Origin of the sequence: Bradyrhizobium macuxiense (assembly GCF_001542415.1) — a bacterium.
Lineage (GTDB): Bacteria > Pseudomonadota > Alphaproteobacteria > Rhizobiales > Xanthobacteraceae > Bradyrhizobium > Bradyrhizobium macuxiense.
On the sequence record NZ_LNCU01000032.1, the window covers coordinates 29,202 to 51,460 of the forward strand.

Here is a 22,259-nt window from a genome sequence, read left to right on the forward strand (position 1 = left end):
GAGCCACAAGCTGCAGGCCAGGAACGCCCCCTCGATCGGCTGGATTTCATCGGATACCTCGCGCGGGTCGTGGCGCAGCACGAACCCGTCGCGCATCATGTATTTCTCGATCGCAACGATCGTGCCGCGAACACGCGGATCGGTCGGCGGCAGGAAGCCGACCGCCGGCAGCAGCAGGATGCTGGCGTCGAGCAGCTTCGAGCCATAGCTGTCGACGAAGCTGTTGAGGTCGCGGTCAAAACCTCTCTCGCAGACGTCGCGATGGATGGCCTCGCGCAGCACCCGCCATTTGACCACCGGTGCCTTGAAGCCGAACCGCTCCACGCTCTTGATGGCGCGGTCGAAGGCAACCCAGGTCATGACCTTGGAGAAGACATAGTGCCTGGGCTCGCCGCGGCGTTCCCAGATGCCGTGATCCGGCTTGTCCCAAACGTCGGCGAGATGATCGACGACGGTGCATTCCAGCGACCAGTTCTCCTTGCCGAGCTTCAGCTCGGCCATGCGGGATTGGTGGAAGGCGTCGATCAACTCGCCGTAGACATCAAGCTGCACCTGCGCGTGCGCGGCGTTGCCGATCCGCACCGGCTGGGCCCCCTCATAGCCCGGCAGCCATCCGGCCTCCCATTCCAGCAGGCGGCGCTGGCCCATGATGCCGTACATGATCTGCATGTCGGCCGGCGTACCGGCCACCGCGCGCAGCAGCCAGTTATTCCAGGCCGCTGCTTCATCAGTATAGCCCGAGTTTATCAGCGCCAGCAACGTGAAGGTGGCATCGCGCAGCCAGCAGAAGCGATAGTCCCAATTGCGGGCGCCCCCGAGCTTTTCCGGCAATGAGGTGGTCGGCGCCGCGACAATGCCGCCGGTCGGCCGGAACGTCAGCGCCTTCAGCGTGATCAGCGAGCGCATGACGAGGGCGCGATCGCCGCCATGATAGGTGCAGCGACTACACCATTCGGTCCAGTAATCTTCGGCATCCTTCAGCGCCGCCTCGGGATCGATCGGCGCCGGCACCGGAAGATGCGACGGGCCGTAGGTCAGCACGAAGGGGATCGTCTCCCCCTCGCCGACCTCGAAGTCGGCCACTGTGGTCAGATCCTCGCCGCGGGTTTCGATCGGCGTGCGCAGTACGGTCATATCCGGCCCGCAGATCGCGATCAGCCCCGGCCCGTCCAGATTCCTTCTCACCCAGGGCACATCGATGCCGAGGCCGAAGCGGATCACCAGCTCCATGCGCATCTTCGCACGGCCGTGGATCCCGCGAACGAGGCGGACCACGTCGGAGGCGTTGCCGCGCGGCGGCATGAAGTCGATCAGCGCGACCGCGCCGTGCTCGGTCTCGAGCTGCGTCTCAAGGATCAGCGTGTTGTCGCGGTAACGGCGCGACGTCCGGATGATCTTTTCAGCCGGTGTGATCAACCAGCGGCCGTGCTTCGGTGTGCCGAGTAGCGCCGCGAAGCACGCATCGGAATCGAAGTTCGGCCAGCACAACCAGTCGATCGACCCGTCGCGACCGACCAGCGCTGCGGTCTCGCAATCGCCGATCAGTCCGTAGTCTTCGATCCGGGAGGTCAAGGGCTGCGCTCCGCGTTACCCTGGGCGCGACCGCTCGCGGGTCGCACGCTTGAGCGCCTCGACGTCGATCACCGACGACAGATGCTCGATCGAGACCGGAAGCCGTCGCCGCCAGTTCGGATGCTCGTTGACGGTGCCGGGAATGTTGGGCTGCTCGATCAGGCCAAGCAGATCCTCCATCGAAACCACCATCAGGCGCGATCGGGTCCGCGCCAGGAAGCTCGTCACCGAATAGAGATCGTTCTTATGGATGTCATGCCGGCGAAGCAGGTCGTCGAGCTGGCCGAGCGCGTGCCAGCGTCCTTCGTCGGTTTCGCCAGGATCGATCCCGAGCCCGCGCTTGGTCTTGAGGTCGCTGAATGAGCGCCAGCCGGCATAGGTCGAGAGGTCGTGGGTGTTGAAGGTGACGAGCGCATCGGCGAGATAATAGTCGGCGTTGCGGAAGACGCCTCGCTCGTCATGCTCGAACATCATCACGAGATAGGACCAGATGCCCCAGCCGTTCATCTGCTCGCGGAAGCCTTCCGGCACGGTGCCGAGATCCTCGCCGATCACCACGCAGCGATTGGCGACACTCTCTTGCGCGGTCGCCGCCAGCAGCGCCTCGAACGGCATCAGCACATAGGCGCCGTTGGCGGGACCAAAGCCGCGCGGCACGAGGTAGAGCCGCTTCAGCCCGAACGCATGGTCGAGCCTGACGGCGCCGGCATGATGCATCGCGGCGCGCAGCATCTGCCTGAACGGCCCGAAGGAGCGCTGCTCGAGACCACCGGCGTTGAAGCCGGCGAGCCCCCAATCCTGACCGGCGGTGTTGAGCGGATCCGGCGGTGCACCGACACCGAGGTGGCGCGAGATCGCGGTCTGCTCATTCCACGCGTCAAAGCCGTTCGACTGCACGCCGACGGCGACGTCGAGGTAAAGCCCGACCCGCATGCCGAGTCTGTGCGCGAGAGCCTGGCAGGCGCCGAGCTGGCGGTCGGCAGTCCATTGCACGAATTCGACGAACTCGACCTCGGCAGCCGTGTCGCGCGCCTTGCGCAACCTCGCACACGCCGTGTCGTTGGGCTCACGCCATTCGGCCGGCCATTCCCACCACGGCGTGTTGAACTTGTGCCGCATCACCTCGAAGCAGGCGAAGCGTGACAACAGCTCGCCCTGCTCGCGGCGATAGGTCTCGAAATCCTGCCAGCGGCCGAGGCCTGGATTGGCCTTGAAGGCCGCAAACGCCGCACGCAACGCGCGCCACTTCAGGGTGGCGACCGCGACGTAATCGACGATGTCGCGGGTTCGGAGCGGCGCCAATGCGCCTTGCGCCTCCGCATTGATCCGAAACTCGGGAATTTTCTCAACGTCGATATAGAGCGCGTTGAGGAACAGCCGGCTGTTCGGCGAGTAAGGACTGCAATCGCCGGGCTGATCATCGAACAGCACGTGCAGCGGATTGAGGCCGACACCGTCGGCGCCGACCTGATGCGCGAATTCGAGCAAATGCTGCAGATCGGTGAAGTCGCCGATGCCCCAGTTCCGTGCGGACCGCACGCCGTAGAGCTGGACAGCGATCACCCAGCTACGGTCGAAATCACCGCCGAACGCGCGTCCCGGCGCCACCAGCAGCGGCACCTCTTCGCTCGTGCCCGACGCATCCGACAGCTGCAGCCGGTGCACGCCTTCGGGCAGATCGGACGGCCAGGCCAGGCTCCGTTCGCGCGCCTCGCCTTGCGCAAGCAGGCCGGAACCATTGGTGACCTTCCATTGCACCGGAAGCCGGACCGCCTCCGGCAGCTCCGTTCGCGCGGCTTGGCCGGCGCGAACGACCACCGGCTCGGCGATGATCTGGCGCGGTGTCTGGGGCGGCAGCCCGTCGAGGATGGCCGAGAGCGCCTCGGGCGATGTCACACGGCGGTGACCGCTGCCGTCGATATACTCAGTCTGGATTCCCAGGGTCTTGGCTTTGGCGTAAAGGTCCATTCGGCACGCTGCTCGCTCGCAACGGGATTTGGTTCGTTGCTAAATTGTCCAGATACGGGAAAGGGATAGACGATGCTCAACGCTCTACCCCACGTCGCGTTCCCACCGGGAACCAATGCCCGGCAAGCGGCTTTCTATATGGGTCTGGCGCGCCTCCTTCCCGCCGCCGGGACATCATTTGCATGTTCGATGGCGGCATCACCGTGAACAAAACTGCCCGACCTGTCGAGAGTGCCAGCGGCACTTTTCATATCACCGACGTCTATCCGTCGGTCGATTGCGGCCGTTTTCCGGTCAAGCGGATCATGGGCGAAGCGGTCGAGGTGTGGGCCGACATCTACCGTGACGGACATCACGTGATCGCCGCCGCATTGGTGTGGCGGCACGAGGCTGACGGCGATTGGCGCCACGCAGCGATGACGCTGCACAGCGACGATCGCTGGGGCGGCACCTTCGTCCCCGATCGGCCCGGCCGCTACAAGTTCGCGATCGAGGCCTGGACCGACGAATTCGCCAGTTGGCGGCATCGCTTCGAGCAGAAGCAGAAGAGCAGCGGCGACCTCACCCTGGACGCGATCGAAGGCGCGGGCATGCTGACCCAGGCGCAGGCCGGAGGTCCGGCGGACGCTGCGGTGATCATCAGGCAGTGCGAAATCTATCTGCAGACCGGCGAGGCTGGCGCGCTGCTCGCGCCGGAATTGAAGGAGGCGATGGCCGACAGCCAGTTTCGTCCCGACCTGACGAGATCGCAGCTGTTCCCTTTGGTCGCTGACCGGCCGAGAGCACGCCATGGCGCCTGGTATCAGATGTTTCCGCGCAGCCAGGGCAAAGTGCCCGGCGCACATGGGACGTTCAGCGATTGCATCGCGCGGCTTCCCGATGTCGCGGCGATGGATTTTGATGTCGTCCTGCTGACGCCGATCCATCCGATCGGACGAGAGCACCGAAAGGGCCGCAACAATGCGGCAACTGCGCAACCTGGCGATCCCGGCAGCCCCTACGCGATCGGCTCGGCGGATGGCGGCCACGACGCCGTGCATCCCGAGCTTGGTACACTAGAGGATTTCCGAGCCTTCGTCGCCGCGTGCCGCGCACACGATATGGAGGTCGCGCTCGACTTCACCCCCAACTGCTCGCCGGATCATCCCTGGCTGAAGCAGCATCCGCAATGGTTCAGGCATCGTCCGGACGGATCGATGCGCCCTGCCGAAGATCGGCCGCAGCCGGACGATGTCGTCGATCCCGACTTCACGGGCGAGGACGCTGCTGCATTGTGGCAGGCGCTGCGCGATGTCGTCCTGTTCTGGGTCGACCAGGGCGTCAGGATTTTCCGGATCGACAATCCGCACACCAGGCCGCTCAGCTTCTGGGAATGGCTGATCCGCGAGGTGCAGCGCCACGATCCCGAGGTGCTCTTCCTGGCGGGCAGCTTTGAGCGGCCTAAACTCATGAAGGGTCTGGCGAAGCTCGGCTTCACGCAGTCCTATACCTATTTCGCCTGGCGCACCCTGCGCTCAGAGATCGAACAGTATCTCGGCGAATTGAACTCTTACCCGGAGCGTGACTTCTTTCGGCCGAATTTCTTCGTCAACACGCCTGACGTCCTGCCTTTCCACCTGCAAAGCGGCGAATCCTGGATGTTCAAATCGCGTGTCGCGCTCGCCGCGACGCTGTCGAGCAGCTACGGCATCTACAGCGGCTTCGAGCTGCTGGAGCATGCCCCGATCCCCGGCCGGGAAGACTATCTCAACCCTGAAACATATGAGATCAAGGTTCGAGACTGGGAACAGCCGGGGAACATCAAGCCGTATGTCGCCGCTCTCAACCGGATCAGACGCGGCAATTCAGCGCTGCAACAGACGAACAATCTGCGCTTTATCGGCATCGAGGACGGCGACGTGATCGGCTTTGTCAAGCAATCCGTCGATCAGACCAATGTGATCGCAGCGGCAGTCGCATTGTCGCCCGATGTGCGCGACATCTGGCTTCCGCTCGGTGACGCCATGGTCAGACACGGCGATGCGCGCTGTCCCGTTACCGCGGTGGAAGACCTCGTCACCGGCGAGCGCCATTCGCTCGAATGGGGCGGTGTCCGCCTGCACATCGATCCCAAGCGCGACCCCGCGCGGCTGTTGCGCTGCGTGGGCCTGAAGGAGCCGTCATGAACGTATTCTCCAGCGTCGACATCGAGGAGAAGGTCGCGACCGAGACCACGGACGAGCTCTGGTACAAGGACGCCATCATCTATCAGCTTCACGTCAAGGCGTTCGCCGACAGCAACAATGACGGCATCGGCGACTTCGCGGGGCTGACGGAAAAGCTCGGCTATCTGCAGGAACTCGGCGTCACCGTGCTGTGGCTGCTGCCGTTCTATCCTTCGCCCGGCCGCGACGACGGCTACGACATCGCCGACTACGGCGACATCAATCCCGATTTCGGGACGATGAAGGATTTCAAGCGCTTCATCCAGGAGGCGAAGAAGCGCGGGCTGCGCGTCATCACCGAGCTCGTCGTCAATCACACCTCCGATCAGCATGCCTGGTTCAAGCGCGCACGCCGCAGCGCGCCGAACTCGAGCGCACGGAGCTGGTACGTCTGGAGCGACACCGATCAGAAATACGCCGGCACCCGCATCATTTTCACGGATACCGAGAAGTCCAACTGGACCTGGGATCCGGAGGCCGGCCAATTCTACTGGCATCGCTTCTTCTCGCATCAGCCGGACCTGAATTTCGACAATCCGCGCGTGGTGCGCGCCATCACGCAGGTGATGAAGCGCTGGCTCGACACCGGCGTCGACGGCTTCCGGCTCGACGCCATTCCCTATCTGTGCGAGCGCGACGGCACCAACAACGAAAACTTGCCGGAGACGCATGCCATCATCAAGCGGCTGCGCCAGGAACTCGACGCCTATGCCAAGGGGAAGGTCCTGCTGGCCGAGGCCAATCAATGGCCGGAGGACGTGCAGGAATATTTCGGCCATGGTGACGAGTGCCACATGGCCTATCACTTCCCGCTGATGCCGCGCATCTACATGGCCATCGCGCAGGAAGACCGCTTCCCGATCACCGACATCCTGCGGCAGACGCCGGATATCCCCGCCGCCTGCCAATGGGCGCTGTTCCTGCGCAATCACGACGAGCTGACGCTGGAAATGGTGACCGACGTCGAGCGCGATTATCTGTGGTCGACCTATGCCAACGATCCGCGCGCGCGGATCAATGTCGGCATCCGCCGGCGGCTTGCGCCGCTGATGGACAATGACCGGCGCAAGATCGAGCTGATGAACTCGCTGTTGCTGTCGTTTCCGGGAACGCCGATCATCTATTACGGCGACGAGATCGGCATGGGCGACAATATCTATCTCGGCGACCGCAACGGCGTGCGGACGCCGATGCAATGGTCGCCGGACCGCAATGGCGGCTTCTCGCGCGCCGACCCGGCGCGGCTCTACGCACCGATGATCATGGATCCGGTCTACGGCTACGAATCGGTCAACGTCGAGGCGCAGTCGCGCAGCCTGTCGTCGCTGCTGTCTGCGACCAAGCGGCTGATCGCGGTGCGCAAGTCGACGCTGGCGTTCGGACGCGGCACCATGACCTTCATCCGCCCGGAGAACCGCTCGGTGCTCGCCTATGTGCGTGAGTACCAGGGCGAGGTCATCCTGTGCGTCGCCAATTTGTCGCGCTCCGCGCAGGCGACCGAGCTCGACCTCTCCGCCTTCAAGGACCGGATTCCGCTCGAGATGCTGGGGCGCACGCGCTTCCCGGCGATCGGCGAGCTGCCCTACATGATCACGCTGGCGCCTTATGGCTTCTACTGGTTCCAGCTGCAGGAGCGCGACAAGTCCGAGCCGGTGCCCCCGCGCGCCGTGCCGGAATTCGAGACGCTGGTGGTGCCGCTCAATTCGACCTGGACGTCGCTGGCACGCACCCGCGGCGTGTTCGAGCACGACGTGCTGCCCGACCATCTCGCCCGCACGCGCTGGTACCCGGAGCACTCCGCCCAGACGATCCAGCCGAACCTGGTGGCTGCCATCCCGTTCTGCGACATCGGCGACAACAGGCCCTGGCTGATCTTCTTCGAGACGACGCAGCGCGGCACGACCAGCCGCTATGTGCTGCCGATGCAGATCGAATGGGTGCGCTTCGACCGTGAGCGCTACAACCCGCGCGCTTTCGCCGCCATACGGCAGGGTGCGCGCGAGGGTACGCTGCTCGATGTCGCCACCGACCAGATTTTTACAGGGCTGTTCCTGCGCAATCTCCGCGAAAATCTGACCGTCCATGAGGGCGAGCAGGGATTGAAGCTCGAATTCCGGCCAACCAGCCGCTTCTCGGACAAGCCGGTCCGGCAACCGGAGCGCATTCGCGTCTTCGAGAACGATCAGCCGCACTCGACCGCGCTGGTCGACAACGAATACGTCACCAAGATTTACCGGAAGCTCGAGGTCGGCATCAATCCCGAGATCGAGGTCAGCCGCTTCCTCACTGAAGTGGCGGGCTTTGCCAACACCCCTGCCCTGCTCGGCACCGCCGAGCTGATCGAAGGCGACAAGCGCAGCGCGATCGCGGTTCTGCATGCCATGGTCGTCAATCAGGGCGACCTCTGGGCGGTTGCCGCCGCCCACCTCGACCGCCTCGTCGAGAAGCAGCGGCTGCTCGCCGCGAGCGAGCATCTGGCGGAGAACGGCGATCAGGCCACCTATCTGCGCCACGTGTCGCTGAGCGGAAAACGCCTGGCCGAGCTGCATATCGCGCTCGCCAGCAACAGGGAGCTGCCGGATTTCGCGCCGGAGCCGACGCGCTCCGAGGACCTGCAGCGCTGGAACGACGAGACCATGGCGCGCGCCGAGCGCGTATTCGACACGCTGAAGCAGCGGCGCGACACACTGAAGGGCTCCGACCGACTGCTGGCCGACCAGTTGCTGGCCCAGCACGATCTGCTGCCTGACCGCCTGAAGGCGCTGTTGCCGCGCGAGGTCGGCGGGGTCAACATCCGCCACCACGGCGACCTCCATCTCGGCCAGCTCTTGGTCGTCAAGGACGACATCTTCATCATCGATTTCGACGGCGGGCCCGGCCGGACCATCGCCGAGCGCCGCCGCAAGGCGCCGGCGGCACGCGACGTCGCCTACCTGATCCGCTCGATCGACTATGCGATGACGGCCGCCCTGGAACGCGCGCTCAGGGTCGCGCCCGACGAGAGCGGCCGATTGAGCCTTACCCTGGCGGAATGGCGCGATCGGGCAACCGACGCCTTCCTCGCGGGTTATCGCGAGGCGATGGCCGGCCAGCGCCTGTGGCCGACCGACGCCAAGGCGGCCGATCGCCTGCTCAGCTTTTTCCTGCTTGAGAAAGCCATCTACGAGATCGAATATGAGCTCGCCAATAGGCCGGATTGGCTGCGGATTCCCCTGACCGGCCTGCTGAGGATCCTGGCGCAACAGCCGCATGAGGTTGCATGACCAAACTGCCCGCCGAAGCCTATGCCATCATCGAAGGCCGCCACTCCGATCCCTTCCATTATCTCGGCCTCCATACCGAGGGGGATCGCAGCGTCGTGCGCGCCTTCCTGCCCGACGCCAGCAATGTCGAGGCGATCGGCGAGCATGGCGAGACGGCGCCGCTGGCGCGGATTCATGACGCCGGGCTGTTCGCCGGACCCCTGCCCAACGGTTCCACACGCTACCAGCTCCGTGCGCGTTTCGGCGAAAACGTCGTCGAATTCGAGGACGCCTACAGGTTTCCGCCGATTCTGAGCGACTTCGACCTCTATCTGCTCGGCGAAGGCACGCATCAGCGCGTCTACGATACGCTCGGCGCACATCCGATGACGCTGGATGGCGTCGAGGGCGTCGGCTTCGTGGTGCTGGCTCCGAACGCGCGGCGGGTCAGCGTGGTCGGCGATTTCAATTTCTGGGACGCACGGCGGCATCCGATGCGCGTCCGCGGCGTCGGCTATTGGGAGCTGTTCATCCCGCGCGCGCGCGCCGGCGACCGCTACAAGTTCGACATCGTCGGTCGGAACGGCCAGCATATGCCGCTGAAGTCGGATCCGCTGGCCTTCGCCGCCGAGGTCCGCCCGAAGACCGCGTCGATCGTGTTCGACGAGCGCAACATCCCGCACCCACACCCGGCGCCCGACGGCGTCAACGCTCTGAGATCGCCGGTCTCGATCTACGAGGTCCATCTCGGCTCCTGGCGGCGCAAGGGTCAAAACGAGTGGCTGACTTATCGCGACATGGCTGAGCAGCTTCCGGCCTATGCAAGCGACATGGGCTTTACCCATGTCGAATTCCTCCCGGTCAGCGAGCATCCCTTCGATGGCTCCTGGGGCTATCAGCCGACCGGCCTGTTCGCGCCGACCAGCCGCTTCGGCTCGCCTGACGATTTCGCGGCGCTGGTCGATGCCTGCCATCGCGCGGGACTGGGCGTGCTGCTCGATTGGGTCCCAGGGCATTTCCCCGACGATCCCCACGGGCTCGGCCGCTTCGACGGCACCGCGCTCTACGAGCACGCCAACCCCTTGCAGGGCCGCCATCTCGACTGGGGGACGCTGATCTATAATTACGGGCGCACCGAGGTCACCAACCTCCTGGTCTCGAACGCGCTGTTCTGGCTGGAACGCTATGGCGTCGACGGACTGCGCGTCGATGCGGTCGCCTCCATGCTTTACCTTGACTATAGCCGCCCCGCCGGCAGCTGGATTCCGAACAAATATGGCGGCCGGGAGAATATCGAAGCCATCGACTTCCTGCGCCGCTTCAACACCGAGGTATTCGCGCATTTTCCGCAAGCCACCACCGCGGCCGAGGAATCAACCGCATGGCCGCAAGTGTCGCGCCCGGTCGAATATGGCGGCCTCGGCTTCGGCTACAAATGGAACATGGGCTGGATGCACGACACGCTGAAGTATGTCAGCAAGGATCCGATCCACCGCAAATACCATCACGGCGACATCCTGTTTGGCCTGCACTACGCCTTCTCGGAGAATTTCATCCTGCCGCTGTCGCATGATGAGGTCGTGCACGGCAAACGCTCGATCCTGGGGCGCATGCCCGGCGACGACTGGCAGCGCTTCGCCAATCTGCGCGCCTACTACAGCTTCATGTTCGGCCATCCCGGCAAGAAGTTGCTGTTCATGGGCTGCGAGTTTGGCCAGGAGCGCGAATGGGATCACGACCACTCGCTGGATTGGCATCTGCTGGAGCAGCCGAAACATAGCGGCGTCCAGAACCTGATCCGCGACCTCAACCGCCTCTATCGGGCGCTGCCGGCGCTGCACGAGCTCGACTGCGATCCGGCCGGGTTCGAATGGGTGATCACCGACGACGCCAACAACAACGTGTTCGCCTGGATGCGCAAGGGCAGCGGTGAGCGGGCGCGCTGCCTCATCGTTGCGAACTTCTCGCCCAACGTCTATCGCAACTACCGCGTCCGCGTGCCGTTCGCAGGCAAGTGGCACGAAGCGCTCAATTCGGACTCAGCGCATTATGGCGGCAGCAATGTCGGCAATATCGGCGAGGTCCGCGCGCTGGAAGGACCGCCCCCGGAGCTGAGCCTGACCATTCCCCCGCTGGCTGCGATCTTTCTCGTGCCGGAAGGCTGATCGATGCGACTGACCGAGGGGACGTCCTCGCGGCTTGGCGCAAGCTGGGACGGCAGGGGCACCAATTTTGCACTGTTCTCTGCCAACGCGGAGAAGGTGGAGCTATGCCTGTTCGACGGCCAGGGCCGCCGCGAGCTCGAGCGGATCGAGCTGCCGGAGCGCACCGAAGACGTCTGGCACGGCTATCTCAACGACATCTCGCCCGGCCAGCTCTACGGCTATCGCGTCTACGGACCCTACGCGCCGGAGCGCGGCCACCGCTTCAATCCCAACAAGCTCTTGCTCGATCCCTACGCGAAGCGCTTGGCCGGGCGGCTGGTGTGGAGCGACGCGCATTTCGCCTACCGCACCGGCAGCGCACGCGAGGATCTCTCCTTCGACCGGCGCGACAACGCCCGCGGCATGCCGAAAGCCGTCGTGGTCGATGAGACCTTCAACTGGGGCCGCCGCGAGATCCGGCCGCACATCCCCTGGGAAGACACCATCATCTACGAAGCTCACGTCAAGGGCCTGACGCAGAAGCGCGAGGACGTGCCGCCGAACCTGCGCGGCACCTATGCCGGCCTGTCGTCGCCCGCGATGATCGACCACCTCAGACGGCTCGGCGTCACCACGATCGAGCTGCTGCCGATCCACGGGATGATCGACGATCGCATCCTGGTCGAGAAGAAGCTCTCGAATTACTGGGGCTACAACACCATCGCCTTCTTCGCGCCGGAGGCGCGCTACGCGCAGGATAATGCGCTGGATTCTTTCCGCACCACGGTGGCGCGGCTGCATGATGCCGGCATCGAGGTACTGCTCGATGTCGTCTACAATCACACCGCCGAGGGCAACCATATGGGTCCGACGCTGTGCTTTCGCGGCATCGACAATGCGTCCTACTACTGGCTCAACCGCGAGAACCCGCGCTTCTATGACGACTTCACCGGCTGCGGCAGTTCGGTCAACCTCACCCATCCGCGCGTGCTGCAGATGGTGATGGACTCGCTGCGCTACTGGGTCGAGGTCTGCCATATCGACGGCTTCCGCTTCGATCTCGCCACGACGCTGGCGCGCGGGCCGAACGGTTTCGATCGCAACCACCCCTTCCTCACCGCTGTACGTCAGGATCCGGTGCTGGCGACCGTGAAGATGGTCGCCGAGCCCTGGGACCTCGGCCTCGGCGGCTACCAGGTCGGCGCGTTTCCGTCGCAATGGTCGGAGTGGAACGATCGCTACCGCAGCGCGATGCGGCGCTACTGGAGCGGCGAAGGCAGCCTGATCGGCGAGATCTCGGGCCGCATGACCGCGTCCTCCGACCTGTTTCACCACGACAACCGCGCCACCCGCGCCAGTATCAACCACATCACCGTGCATGACGGCTTCACGCTCGCGGATCTCTTCAGCTACAACGAGAAGCACAACGAAGCCAACGGCGAGGACAATCGCGACGGCTCGAACGATAATCACAGCAACAATTGCGGCCATGAAGGCCCGACCGACGATCCGAACATCATCGCGCTGCGCCGCCAGCTGCGGAAGAACCAGCTCGCCTGCCTGCTGCTGGCCCAGGGCACGCCGCTGATCCTCGCCGGTGACGAAGTCGGCAACACGCAGAACGGCAACAACAACGCCTATTGCCAGGACAACGAGACCGGTTGGGTCGGCTGGGAGAACCTCGGCAAGGATGACGACTTCGTCGATTTCATCGGCCACCTCACCGAGCTGCGCCGCCGCTTCAGCCAGATCCGCTGCCAACGCTGGCTCGACGGCCGCCGCCCCGACGGCACGTACGGCGTGCTGTGGCTGACGCCGTCGGCCGACGAGATGAATGAATCCGACTGGAAATTTCCCGAAAGCAGGTTCCTGGCCTATGTGCTCGGGCCAATGGAACCAGGACAGGCGCCGATCTTTATCGTGCTGAACGCAGCGCCGCAGGAAATCGCGTTCAAGATGCCGAAGATGCCCGAATACAGGAGCTGGCAGCAGGTGTTGAACACGACCGAGGCCGCGCAGATATCCGGGCGATTTTTCTCCGGCGCGGAGACCAAGGCACCGCCGCGCTCGGTGCTGGCATTTGCGGGCTCCGCATGAATGCGCAGCATTTCGGTCCGGAGCTGACACCCGACGGGACGCGCTTTCGGCTGTGGGCGCCGGCGGCCGAGCGCGTCGATCTCCTGCTCGACAGACCCCACCCACTGACGCGCGACGCGGCCGGCTGGTACGTCGCCGAGATCCCGGGCACGCGGGCCGGCACGCGCTACAAATTCCGCATCGACGACGAGATCGATGTTCCAGATCCGGCCTCCGCATTCCAACCTGATGACGTGTTCGGCCCGAGCGAGGTGATCGATCACGCGGCCTTCAAATGGCGCGCGACGGAATGGCGCGGCCGTCCCTGGCATGAGGCCGTCATCCTCGAGGCCCATGTCGGCACCTTCACACCCGAGGGCACCTATCGCGCCATGATCGACAAGCTCGATCATCTGGTCGCGACCGGCATCACCGCGCTCGAATTGATGCCGCTTGCCGATTTCGCGGGTCGGCGCAACTGGGGCTATGACGGCGTGCTGTGGTACGCACCCGACAGCGCCTACGGACGCCCCGAAGATTTGAAGACGCTGATCGACGAGGCGCATCTTCGCGGGCTGATGGTGATGCTCGACGTGGTCTATAATCATTTCGGCCCCGAGGGTAACTATCTCGGCTGCTATGCGCCCTCCTTCTTCACCGATACGCACACGCCGTGGGGCAGCGCGATCGACTATCGCGTGCCTGAGGTGCGCGCGTTCGCGATCGGCAACGTCGTGAGCTGGCTGCGCGATTATCGCTTCGACGGGCTGCGGTTCGATGCAGTCAACACCATCGTCGAAGCCGGCGAGGTCTCCGTTCTCCACGACTTCAGTCGCGCCGCCGGGCATCTCGCTGCGGAAACCGGCCGGCAGATCAACCTCGTGCTCGAAAACGGGGACAACATTGCGAGCCTGCTCGATGACGTCGAGGATCCGCCGCGCGGCAAATTCCGGGGACAGTGGAACGACGACTATCATCATGCCTGGCACGTGATCCTGACCGGCGAAGCGCAGGGCTATTACGGCGACTATCAGCGCGCGCCGAAGCAAGACCTCGTGCGCGCGCTGTCCTCCGGCTACATCTATCAGGGCGAGGTCTCGAACTTCTGGGGCGGCAAGCCTCGCGGTGAGCCCAGCGGCGCCCTGTCGCCGACCTGCTTCATCAACTTCCTGCAGAACCACGACCAGATCGGCAACCGGCCGCTGGGCGATCGCCTCGTGAGCCTCGCGAAGCCCGAAGCCGTCGCCGCCGCACTCGCCGTCACGCTGGTCGCCCCCACGACGCCGATGCTGTTCATGGGCGAGGAATGGGGCGCGACGTCGCCCTTCCCCTTCTTCTGCGATTTCAGGGGCGATCTTGCGAACGCGGTTCGCAAGGGCCGGCGCGAGGAGTTCGCCTGGGCCTACGCCAAGTACGGTGACGACATTCCAGATCCGCTCGCCGACGAGACCGTGCGATCGGCCGCGCTCGACTGGACGGCACTCGACCGCGACCCGGGCCGCACGCGGCTCGCGCTCGTGCGCGACCTGCTCTCGGTTCGCCGGCGCGAGATCACCCCGCGTCTCGCCGCGGCCCGTTTCGGCGATTCCGGCCTCGCCGGCGATCTGCTGACGGCCCATTGGAGGATGAGCGACGGGAGCGCGCTGCGGCTCGCGGTCAACCTGTCGGATCGGGAGATCACCGGCATATCCGAGCAGGCTGGACGCCTGATCTGGGGCCATGGGCCGTCAGACCGCATCGCACCGTGGTCGGTGCGCTGGCACATCGGTTAGCCCAATGCCTCCGGCGATCCCGATCGCGACATACCGCCTGCAGCTCACCGCCGATTTCAACTTCGATGCCGCAGCGCAGGTCGTTCCGTATCTGAAGGCGCTCGGCATCAGCCATGTCTATGCATCGCCGTTCATGAAGGCGCGCAAGGGGTCGACGCACGGCTATGACGTCATCGATCACACCAAGTTCAATCCGGAACTCGGCGGCGAGGACGGCTTTGCGCGGCTAAGCGCGGCGCTGAAGCAGAACGATCTCGGCTTGATCCTCGATTTCGTGCCGAACCATGTCGGCGTGCATTTCGCCGACAATCCGTGGTGGCTCGACGTGCTGGAATGGGGACCGGTGTCGCCGCACGCGGTCTCCTTCGACATCGACTGGGACCAGCTGCCCTATCGCGCGCGCGGCGGCGTGCTGCTGCCGATCCTCGGCTCGTCCTACGGCCAGGCGCTGGAGCGCGGCGAGATCGAGCTGCGCTATGACGCCGCCGAAGGCAGTTTCTCGGCCTGGTATTTCGAACACCGGCTGCCGATCGCGCCTGAACGCTATGGCGACGTACTGCGGACCATCGTCCGGGAGGCCGGTGCAGAGGAGAGCGCGGCCGGACGGGCCATGCTCGCCCTCGCCGCGCGGTACAGGGGACTGCGCCATCCGAACCGCATCGAGGCTCCGGCCCTCAAGGCGGAGCTGCGCGCGATCGACGGCGGCGCCGACATCATCGCGCGCGGCCTCGTCGCCTATCGCGCCGGCGAAGGACCCACCCAGACGCTGGCGTTGCATCGCCTGCTGGAGCGCCAGCATTACAAGCTCGGTCACTGGCGTCTCGCCTCCAGCGACATCAACTACCGCCGCTTCTTCGACGTCAACACGCTGGCCGGCCTCAGGGTCGAGGACGCCGGCACCTTCGAGGCGAGCCACAGCCTGGTGCGGCGGCTGATCGCGGAGGACCGGCTGCAGGGCCTCCGGCTTGATCACATCGACGGCCTGCGCGATCCCGCGCAATATTTCCAGCGCCTGCGGCGCCTGATCCGGTCCGCGCAAGGCGCCAAGGCAAAGCCGTTCTACGTGGTGGTCGAGAAGATCCTCGGCGAGGACGAGAAGTTGCCGAAATTCGGCGGCGTCCACGGCACCACCGGCTATGAATGGATGAACGTGATCAGCCAGGTCATGGTCGATGGCAACGGCCTCGATCCGCTCAGCGAGATCTGGCGCCAGATCAGCAACCAGTCGCCCGCCCTGACGCCGGTGCTGCGCGCCGCCAAGCGTCGTGTGCTGGAGACGCTGCTGACCAGCGAATTCACCGTGCTCGCACGGCTATTGGCACGTATCGCCAGCGGTCACTACTCGACCCGCGACTTCTCGGGCGACAGTTTGCGGCAGGCGCTCGAACTCTACGTGCTGCACTTCCCGGTCTACCGCACCTATCTCACCGGCGCTGGCCCGACGGCCCATGACCGCGCGCTGATCAATGCAACGATCGAGCGCGCCCGCGTCGACTGGTTCGCCGCCGACGAGGGCATCTTCGACTTCCTGCGCGATGCCCTTACCATGGATTTGCTCAAGCCCGGCCGCCCGCCGCACGGCGTGCCGCGGGTCCGCCGCTTCGCGCTGAAGGTCCAGCAGTTCACCGGGCCGATGATGGCGAAGTCGCTCGAGGACACGACCTTCTATCGCTACCATCGCCTGCTTGCGCTCAACGAGGTCGGCGGCGATCCCGCGGCGCCGGCGCTCTCCGCCGAACGGTTCCACGCCATGATGCAGGCGCGCGTCCACGAATTGCCGCACGGCATGACGGCGACCGCGACCCACGACACCAAACGCGGCGAGGATGCCCGTGCGCGGATCATGGCGCTTGCCGAAATTCCGGGCGAATGGACCAGCGCGGTCGCGCGCTGGAAGGTGCTGAACGCGCCGCACCTCGTGCTTGACGGCGAGATGCGCGCGCCATCCGCGACCTTCGAATACATGTTGTATCAGGCCCTGCTCGGCGCCTGGGATCCGAAGGATACATCCCTTGTCGCGCGCATCCAGGCCTATGCACTGAAGTCGGCGCGCGAGGGCAAGCAGGAGACGAGCTGGCTCAATCCGCACGCGCCCTACGAGGCCGGCGTCAAGACCTTCATCGACCGGATCCTTGATCGCAAGTCCGCCCCCGAGTTCCTCGACGCGCTCGATACGCTCGCACAACGCACCGCGCTGATCGGCGCGCTGAACTCGCTCGGTCAGGCCACGCTGAAGGCGACGATGCCGGGCGTGCCGGATTTCTATCAGGGCACGGAAACATGGGATCTGTCGCTGGTCGATCCCGACAACCGCCGCCCGGTCGATTTCACCGAACACGCGGAGACGCTGGCGACGGTGGAGAGGCCCGATTGGGATGCGCTGGCACAAGTCTGGCAAGACGGCCGCCTGAAGCTGGCATGGACGCGGCACCTGCTGCGGCTACGAAACGAGATGCGCGAGGTCTTCACGAATGGCGGCTATGAGCCGCTCGCGGCGAGCGGCCCGCATCGCGATCACGTCATCGCGTTCGCGCGGCGCCACGGTCGCGATGCAGTTGTCGTCGCGGTCGCCAGATGGTTCGCCCCGTTCACGCAGGGCGGGCGGGCATGGCCGCGACCGGAGTCGTTCGAAGGCACGATCGATTGCGCGGGACTTGCGACCGAGCTCGGCAAGGACAAGCTTCAGCTCCCTGCGCTGCTCGGGTCTCTCCCTGTCGCAGTGTTGAAAGCGAAGGCCGCCACAGGAGCAACGCGAGCGTCCCGGCGGGCGAGCGTTCGGAGCCATTCTTGAGAGCACGGCAATCGCGGATCAGTTCCGCTTGGTCAGCAGCAACTGCCCGCGCTTCTGGATCGCGATCTGCGCGACCTCGGCGAAGCGCTGCAGCAGCCATGGCAACGTCACCTCCAGCCGCACAAGCTTGTCCTCGACGTCGAGATGTCCAGCGGCAACCTGCCCCAGCGCACGGACGCGGAAGGTCATGCGGTTGTCGTCCCAGCGCTCTTCATCGACGCTCAACACGGGCACGTTCGCGGCCGCACGCGACAGGCCCGACTTCAGGCGACGCATGGCTTCTTCCCGACCGAGGCTGTGAGGAATCGAAACGATAAGTGGCGCCGACATCGTAAAGCTCTCCTCTATCGATTTCGTTTCGTGCCATTCCGTTCCACGCAAACGGACGATTCAAGCATCATATCACACCGCAAGCTGCAGGAACCTTCGCGATTCCGATTTGTTTGCTCAAGCGCAACGCAGAAGCAAACGCACCGAGAGCTGAGGAGAGATTCGGATGTCGCTTGGAACCATCATTCTGATTATTCTGATTATCGCTTTGCTCGGCGGCTTCAGCGGCCTCGGTGGAGGACCATTCTACGGCACCGGCTATTACGGCGGCGGCGGCCTTGGCCTCGTGATCGTGATCCTGTTGATCCTCCTGCTGCTCGGGAGGTTGTAGGGCTCGGGCATAGCGCGCTCCCATCGGCACCCACACTGTCATCACCCGCGAAAGGCGGGTAATCCAATATTCCAGAGACGCCGACGATTGAGCCGATAGGCCGCAGCGTACTGGATACCCCGCTTTCGCGGGATATGACGGGAGAGGATGGGGGCTACTCGTTGGCTTAGCTTTACTGCGCCGCGAGCTTCTTCATCGCCGTCTTGATCGATGACGCCGCATCGTCGTAGCCATCCCAGGCCTTCGTCTTCGCGAGCAGCGCCGGCACGGTTCGCACGGTGTACTTCTTCGGATCGAGGTCGCCACGTACCTGCGTCCAGGTCAGCGGCATCGACACCGTGGCGCCCTCGCGCGCTCGCGGCGACAGCACCGCAACAGCGGTCGAGAGACGATCGTTGCGCAGATAATCGAGGAAGATCTTTCCGGTGCGCTTGGCCTTCGACATGTTGATCAGATAGCGCTCGGGATCGTCCTGCGCCATCCACTGGCAGATTCCCTGCGCGAAGGCCTTGGCCTCCTTCCACGTCACCTTGTCTTTTGCGCCGTAAAGCAGCGGCGTCACGACGTGAAGACCCTTGCCGCCGGTGGTCTTGCAGAAGCTTTCGAGGCCGACCGCGGTCAAGCGCTGGCGCATGTCCTTGGCGGCATCGATCACATCGGCAAACGCGACGTCCGGCGCCGGATCGAGATCGAACACCAGCCGGCCCGGCGTGTCATAGGCATCGGGCGCGCAATTCCAGGGATGCAGTTCGAGGCCGCCCAGTTGCGCAACCGCCGCAAGCCCCTCGACCTGGTCGATCTGCAGATAGGGCTTGCGGTCGCCGGAGACCTTGGCGAGCTTCAGAAGCTTCGATGTACCCGCCATCGCATGCCGCTGGAAGAACGTCTCGCCCTTGATGCCGTCGGGCGCGCGCACGATCGAGCACGGCCGTCCCCTGAGATAGTCGAGCATCCAAGCGCCGACCGCCTCGAAATATTTTGCGAGATCGAGTTTCGTCACCGCCGCGCCGTCGCCGGCGTCGGGCCACAATGCCTTGTCCGGATGGGAGATCGCGACGCCCATCACCTCGCTCGACGCTTTTTTGCCCTTGGCCATCGGCTTCACCACTTTCGTCAAGGCGGGCCTTTCCGCCTCCACCTCGCGCGCCGGCTTGTCCTGGCGCAGGCCCTTGAACGCGGCCTGGCGGATATTGCCGCCCTCGGTCCAGCCGGCAAACTCGATCTCGGCGACCAGCTCCGGCTTCAGCCAATACACGTCGCGCGTCTTCTTCGGCGCATCCTTGCCGCTGAAAGGACTCGTGTCCGACGCGGCCGCCTTCAGCGCCGGCATGATGCGGCGAACCGTGTCCTGCCCGAAGCCGGTGCCTACGATGCCGACAAAGGCCAGATGATCGCCGCGGTAGACACCTGCCATCAGCGAGCGGAATTTGCCGTTGGTGGTCTTCCAGCCGCCGATCACCACCTCTTGGCCGGCGCGGATCTTTGCTTTCGTCCAGTGGTCGGATCGGCCGGACCGATAGGGTGCATCGAGCCGCTTGGAGACGATGCCTTCCAACCCGAGCTTTCGCGCGGACTCCAGCACGGTTTCGCCATCCTCCTCGAAATGCTCCACATAGCGGATCAGCCTTTCTTTGCCCTTGCGCGCGTCGAGCAGTTGCTTCAACCGCGCCTTTCGTTCGGTAAGGGGCAGCGAACGAAGGTCCTCCTTACCGGCGAACGGCAGGTCGAACGCGTAGAAGATCAGCTTCTCCGTCTTGCCGTCCGACAGCGCGCCCTGCAGGGTCGAGAAATGCGGCGTGCCGTTCTTGTCGAGCGCAACGATCTCCCCATCGATCAAGGCATCGGGGAGCTTGCCGGCTTCGCTCGCGATCGCGGCGAACTTGTCGGTCCAGTCGAGCCCCTTGCGGGTCTTCAGCACGGCTTCGCCGTCCTCGACGCGGAGCTGCACTCGATAGCCGTCGAACTTGATTTCATGGCCCCAGCCCGAGCCGCTGGGCGGGCTCTCGACCGACGCACAGAGCTGCGGTGCGACGAAATCCGGCATCTCTGACACCTGCTTCGGCTTCACTGCCAGTCGGGCCTTGGGAGGTGGCGCCTTGGTTCGGGCGCGCGCTTCGGCGGCCTCGCCGCGATTGGAGTGCCAGACGGCATCCGCCTTGGCCTTGCTATTGCCCCTGGCCAGCATGAACGGCTTCGGCGCTCGCCCCTTGCCTGCCGCGATCTGTGCCATCGAGCGGCCGGAAGCGACTGAACGATCCTCCTCGAGGACGTCTTCTCCATTCCCATCAACGGCGTATTCGTCCCGGTGCTTGATCAACAACCAGTTGGTGCGCTTGCCGCCGAAACGGTCGTTTTTCATCCGCACCAGCACCCAGCTGCCATGCAGCTTCTCGCCATCGAGCGTGAACTTCAGGTCGCCCTTCTTGAAGCCGCGCTCGGGATCATCACACTCCCAATAGCCGCGATCCCAAAGCTGCACCGTGCCGCCGCCATACTGGCCTTCCGGGATCGTTCCTTCGAAATCGCCGTAATCGAGCGGATGATCCTCGACCTCCACCGCGAGCCGCTTGTCATGCGGATCGAGCGACGGGCCGCGCGTCACTGCCCAGGACTTGAAGACGCCGTCGAGTTCGAGCCTGAAGTCATAGTGCAGCCGTGTTGCGTCATGCTTCTGGATAACGAAGCGACGCTGCTTGGCGGGCGCGACCTTGACGTCGCCGGACGGCTCATTGGTCTTTTCGAAGTCGCGCTTCTTGCGATAGGTGGACAGATTTCTCAGCGACACAACAAGACCTCGGCACAAGCGACGGCCGCCGCCTTCGCGGCCATCAGGAACCAAAACCCACGGTATCCGTTCAAGTTCCAAACTCAAGCTGTTTGGAGAAAATCATGGCGGCTCCCCGCGCCTATTGGAAAGGCACGCTCAAGCTCTCGCTCGTGTCATGCCCCGTGGCGCTCTATCCGGCCTCGACGGCGGTCGAGAAGACCCGCTTCCATATGATCAACAAGGACACCGGCAACCGGCTGAAGCAGCAGATGGTCGATGCCGAGACCGGTGACGTCGTCGACGGCGACCAGAAGGGCCGCGGCTACGAGATCAGGAAGGGTGAATATGTCGAGATCGACAAGGACGAGCTCGAAGCCGTCCAGATCGAGAGCAATCACACCATCGACATCGACAGCTTCGTGCCCGAGGGCGAGATCGACAAGCGCTATCTCGATCATCCCTATTACATCCGGCCCGACGGCAAGGCCGGTGTCGATGCCTTTGCCGTGATCCGCGACGCCATGAAGGACCAGGACCGCGTCGCCCTGGCCCGCATCGTCCTGACCAACCGCGAGCACGTGATCGCGATCGAGCCGCTCGACAAGGGCATGCTCGGCACCACGCTGCGTTACCCCTACGAGGTGCGTGACGCGGACGACTATTTCGATGACATCAAGAGCCCCAAAGTGACAAAAGACATGATCGATCTCGCCGGCCACATCCTCGACAGCAAGGCTGCGCATTTCGACCCATCGAAGTTCAAGGACGAGTATGAGACCGCGCTGAAGGCGCTGGTCCGCCGCAAGGCCGCCGGCAAGCCGATCGGGACAGCCGAGCGCGAGGAAAAGCCGAGCAATGTCGTGAGCCTGATGGACGCGCTGAAGCAGAGCCTGAAGGGCCGGAGCAGCGCACGACACTCGCGTTCGACGGCGCGTCGGCCGGCCCCGCATCGCCGCGTGGGCAAGAAGGCGCACCGGTCGCGCGCGCGACCGCGGAAGGTGGGGTAAGTTCTCTCCAACCGTCATTGCGAGCCAACGGGTCGCGCGAATGCGCGCCCGATGA

The 22,259-nt window shown here is 64.5% G+C and carries 12 protein-coding genes; 8 read left to right on the forward strand and 4 right to left on the reverse strand.

What is annotated here, in order from left to right; translation table 11 throughout:
• Together AS156_RS07215 and malQ are read right to left on the reverse strand one after the other, a co-directional pair.
• Window positions 1-1,572: glycoside hydrolase family 15 protein (locus AS156_RS07215; RefSeq protein ID WP_245312587.1), on the reverse strand; the 1,572-nt coding region annotated here is incomplete at its 3' end.
• 15 nt (window positions 1,573-1,587) lie between these two features.
• Window positions 1,588-3,540: a 4-alpha-glucanotransferase gene (malQ, locus tag AS156_RS07220; RefSeq protein ID WP_066501930.1), complete on the reverse strand. Its 1,953-nt coding sequence runs from the start codon at window positions 3,538-3,540 to the stop codon at window positions 1,588-1,590.
• A gap of 182 nt (window positions 3,541-3,722) precedes the next feature.
• Here malQ and AS156_RS07225 point away from each other — a divergent pair, with 182 nt between their 5' ends.
• Genes AS156_RS07225 through treY form a run of 6 tightly spaced genes read left to right on the forward strand, consistent with a single transcriptional unit; the run spans window position 3,723 to window position 17,769 of the window.
• Entirely contained in the window at window positions 3,723-5,705 is a 1,983-nt protein-coding gene (locus AS156_RS07225; RefSeq protein ID WP_201456005.1) for an alpha-1,4-glucan--maltose-1-phosphate maltosyltransferase, read from the forward strand.
• A complete protein-coding gene (gene treS / locus AS156_RS07230) occupies window positions 5,702-9,007 on the forward strand; it encodes a maltose alpha-D-glucosyltransferase (RefSeq protein ID WP_066501933.1) in 3,306 nt (1,101 codons plus the stop codon). The genes AS156_RS07225 and treS overlap by 4 nt, the downstream gene beginning before the upstream one ends.
• Window positions 9,004-11,151 (forward strand): 1,4-alpha-glucan branching protein GlgB, encoded by a 2,148-nt coding sequence (gene glgB, locus AS156_RS07235; protein ID WP_066501943.1) that lies wholly within the window; start codon window positions 9,004-9,006, stop codon window positions 11,149-11,151. Before treS ends, glgB begins: the two co-directional genes overlap by 4 nt.
• 3 nt (window positions 11,152-11,154) lie before the next feature.
• Window positions 11,155-13,227, forward strand: coding sequence for a glycogen debranching protein GlgX (glgX, locus tag AS156_RS07240; RefSeq protein ID WP_066501945.1), 2,073 nt, complete (start codon window positions 11,155-11,157; stop codon window positions 13,225-13,227).
• The gene (gene treZ, locus AS156_RS07245) at window positions 13,224-14,978 is read left to right on the forward strand and encodes a malto-oligosyltrehalose trehalohydrolase (RefSeq protein WP_066501948.1); all 1,755 of its coding nucleotides are present in this window, start codon (window positions 13,224-13,226) and stop codon (window positions 14,976-14,978) included. Before glgX ends, treZ begins: the two co-directional genes overlap by 4 nt.
• 4 nt (window positions 14,979-14,982) lie before the next feature.
• Window positions 14,983-17,769, forward strand: a complete 2,787-nt coding sequence (gene treY, locus AS156_RS07250) for a malto-oligosyltrehalose synthase (RefSeq protein WP_066501950.1) — start codon at window positions 14,983-14,985, stop codon at window positions 17,767-17,769.
• An 18-nt stretch (window positions 17,770-17,787) separates the two neighbouring features.
• Here the strand turns inward: treY and AS156_RS07255 are convergent, their stop codons facing one another.
• On the reverse strand, window positions 17,788-18,099 hold the full coding sequence (locus AS156_RS07255; RefSeq protein ID WP_066501952.1) for a polyhydroxyalkanoic acid system family protein: 312 nt from the start codon (window positions 18,097-18,099) through the stop codon (window positions 17,788-17,790).
• A 166-nt stretch (window positions 18,100-18,265) separates the two neighbouring features.
• On the opposite strand from AS156_RS07255, the gene AS156_RS40425 reads away from it, so the two are divergent.
• Complete coding sequence (locus AS156_RS40425; protein WP_082747375.1) at window positions 18,266-18,430, forward strand: DUF3309 family protein; 165 nt, start codon at window positions 18,266-18,268, stop codon at window positions 18,428-18,430.
• A 172-nt stretch (window positions 18,431-18,602) separates the two neighbouring features.
• Here the strand turns inward: AS156_RS40425 and ligD are convergent, their stop codons facing one another.
• The gene (gene ligD, locus AS156_RS07260) at window positions 18,603-21,215 is read right to left on the reverse strand and encodes a DNA ligase D (protein ID WP_066501954.1); all 2,613 of its coding nucleotides are present in this window, start codon (window positions 21,213-21,215) and stop codon (window positions 18,603-18,605) included.
• A gap of 104 nt (window positions 21,216-21,319) precedes the next feature.
• On the opposite strand from ligD, the gene ku reads away from it, so the two are divergent.
• Entirely contained in the window at window positions 21,320-22,204 is an 885-nt protein-coding gene (ku, locus tag AS156_RS07265; RefSeq protein WP_066501958.1) for a non-homologous end joining protein Ku, read from the forward strand.
• Window positions 22,205-22,259: the final 55 nt, after the last annotated feature.

Coding starts and splice junctions, on each gene's coding strand:
- malQ (WP_066501930.1), bottom strand. CDS start 3,540: ATGGACCTTTACGCCAAAGCCAAGACCCTGGGAATCCAGACTGAGTAT.
- AS156_RS07225 (WP_201456005.1), top strand. CDS start 3,723: ATGTTCGATGGCGGCATCACCGTGAACAAAACTGCCCGACCTGTCGAG.
- treS (WP_066501933.1), top strand. CDS start 5,702: ATGAACGTATTCTCCAGCGTCGACATCGAGGAGAAGGTCGCGACCGAG.
- glgB (WP_066501943.1), top strand. CDS start 9,004: ATGACCAAACTGCCCGCCGAAGCCTATGCCATCATCGAAGGCCGCCAC.
- glgX (WP_066501945.1), top strand. CDS start 11,155: ATGCGACTGACCGAGGGGACGTCCTCGCGGCTTGGCGCAAGCTGGGAC.
- treZ (WP_066501948.1), top strand. CDS start 13,224: ATGAATGCGCAGCATTTCGGTCCGGAGCTGACACCCGACGGGACGCGC.
- treY (WP_066501950.1), top strand. CDS start 14,983: ATGCCTCCGGCGATCCCGATCGCGACATACCGCCTGCAGCTCACCGCC.
- AS156_RS07255 (WP_066501952.1), bottom strand. CDS start 18,099: ATGTCGGCGCCACTTATCGTTTCGATTCCTCACAGCCTCGGTCGGGAA.
- AS156_RS40425 (WP_082747375.1), top strand. CDS start 18,266: ATGTCGCTTGGAACCATCATTCTGATTATTCTGATTATCGCTTTGCTC.
- ku (WP_066501958.1), top strand. CDS start 21,320: ATGGCGGCTCCCCGCGCCTATTGGAAAGGCACGCTCAAGCTCTCGCTC.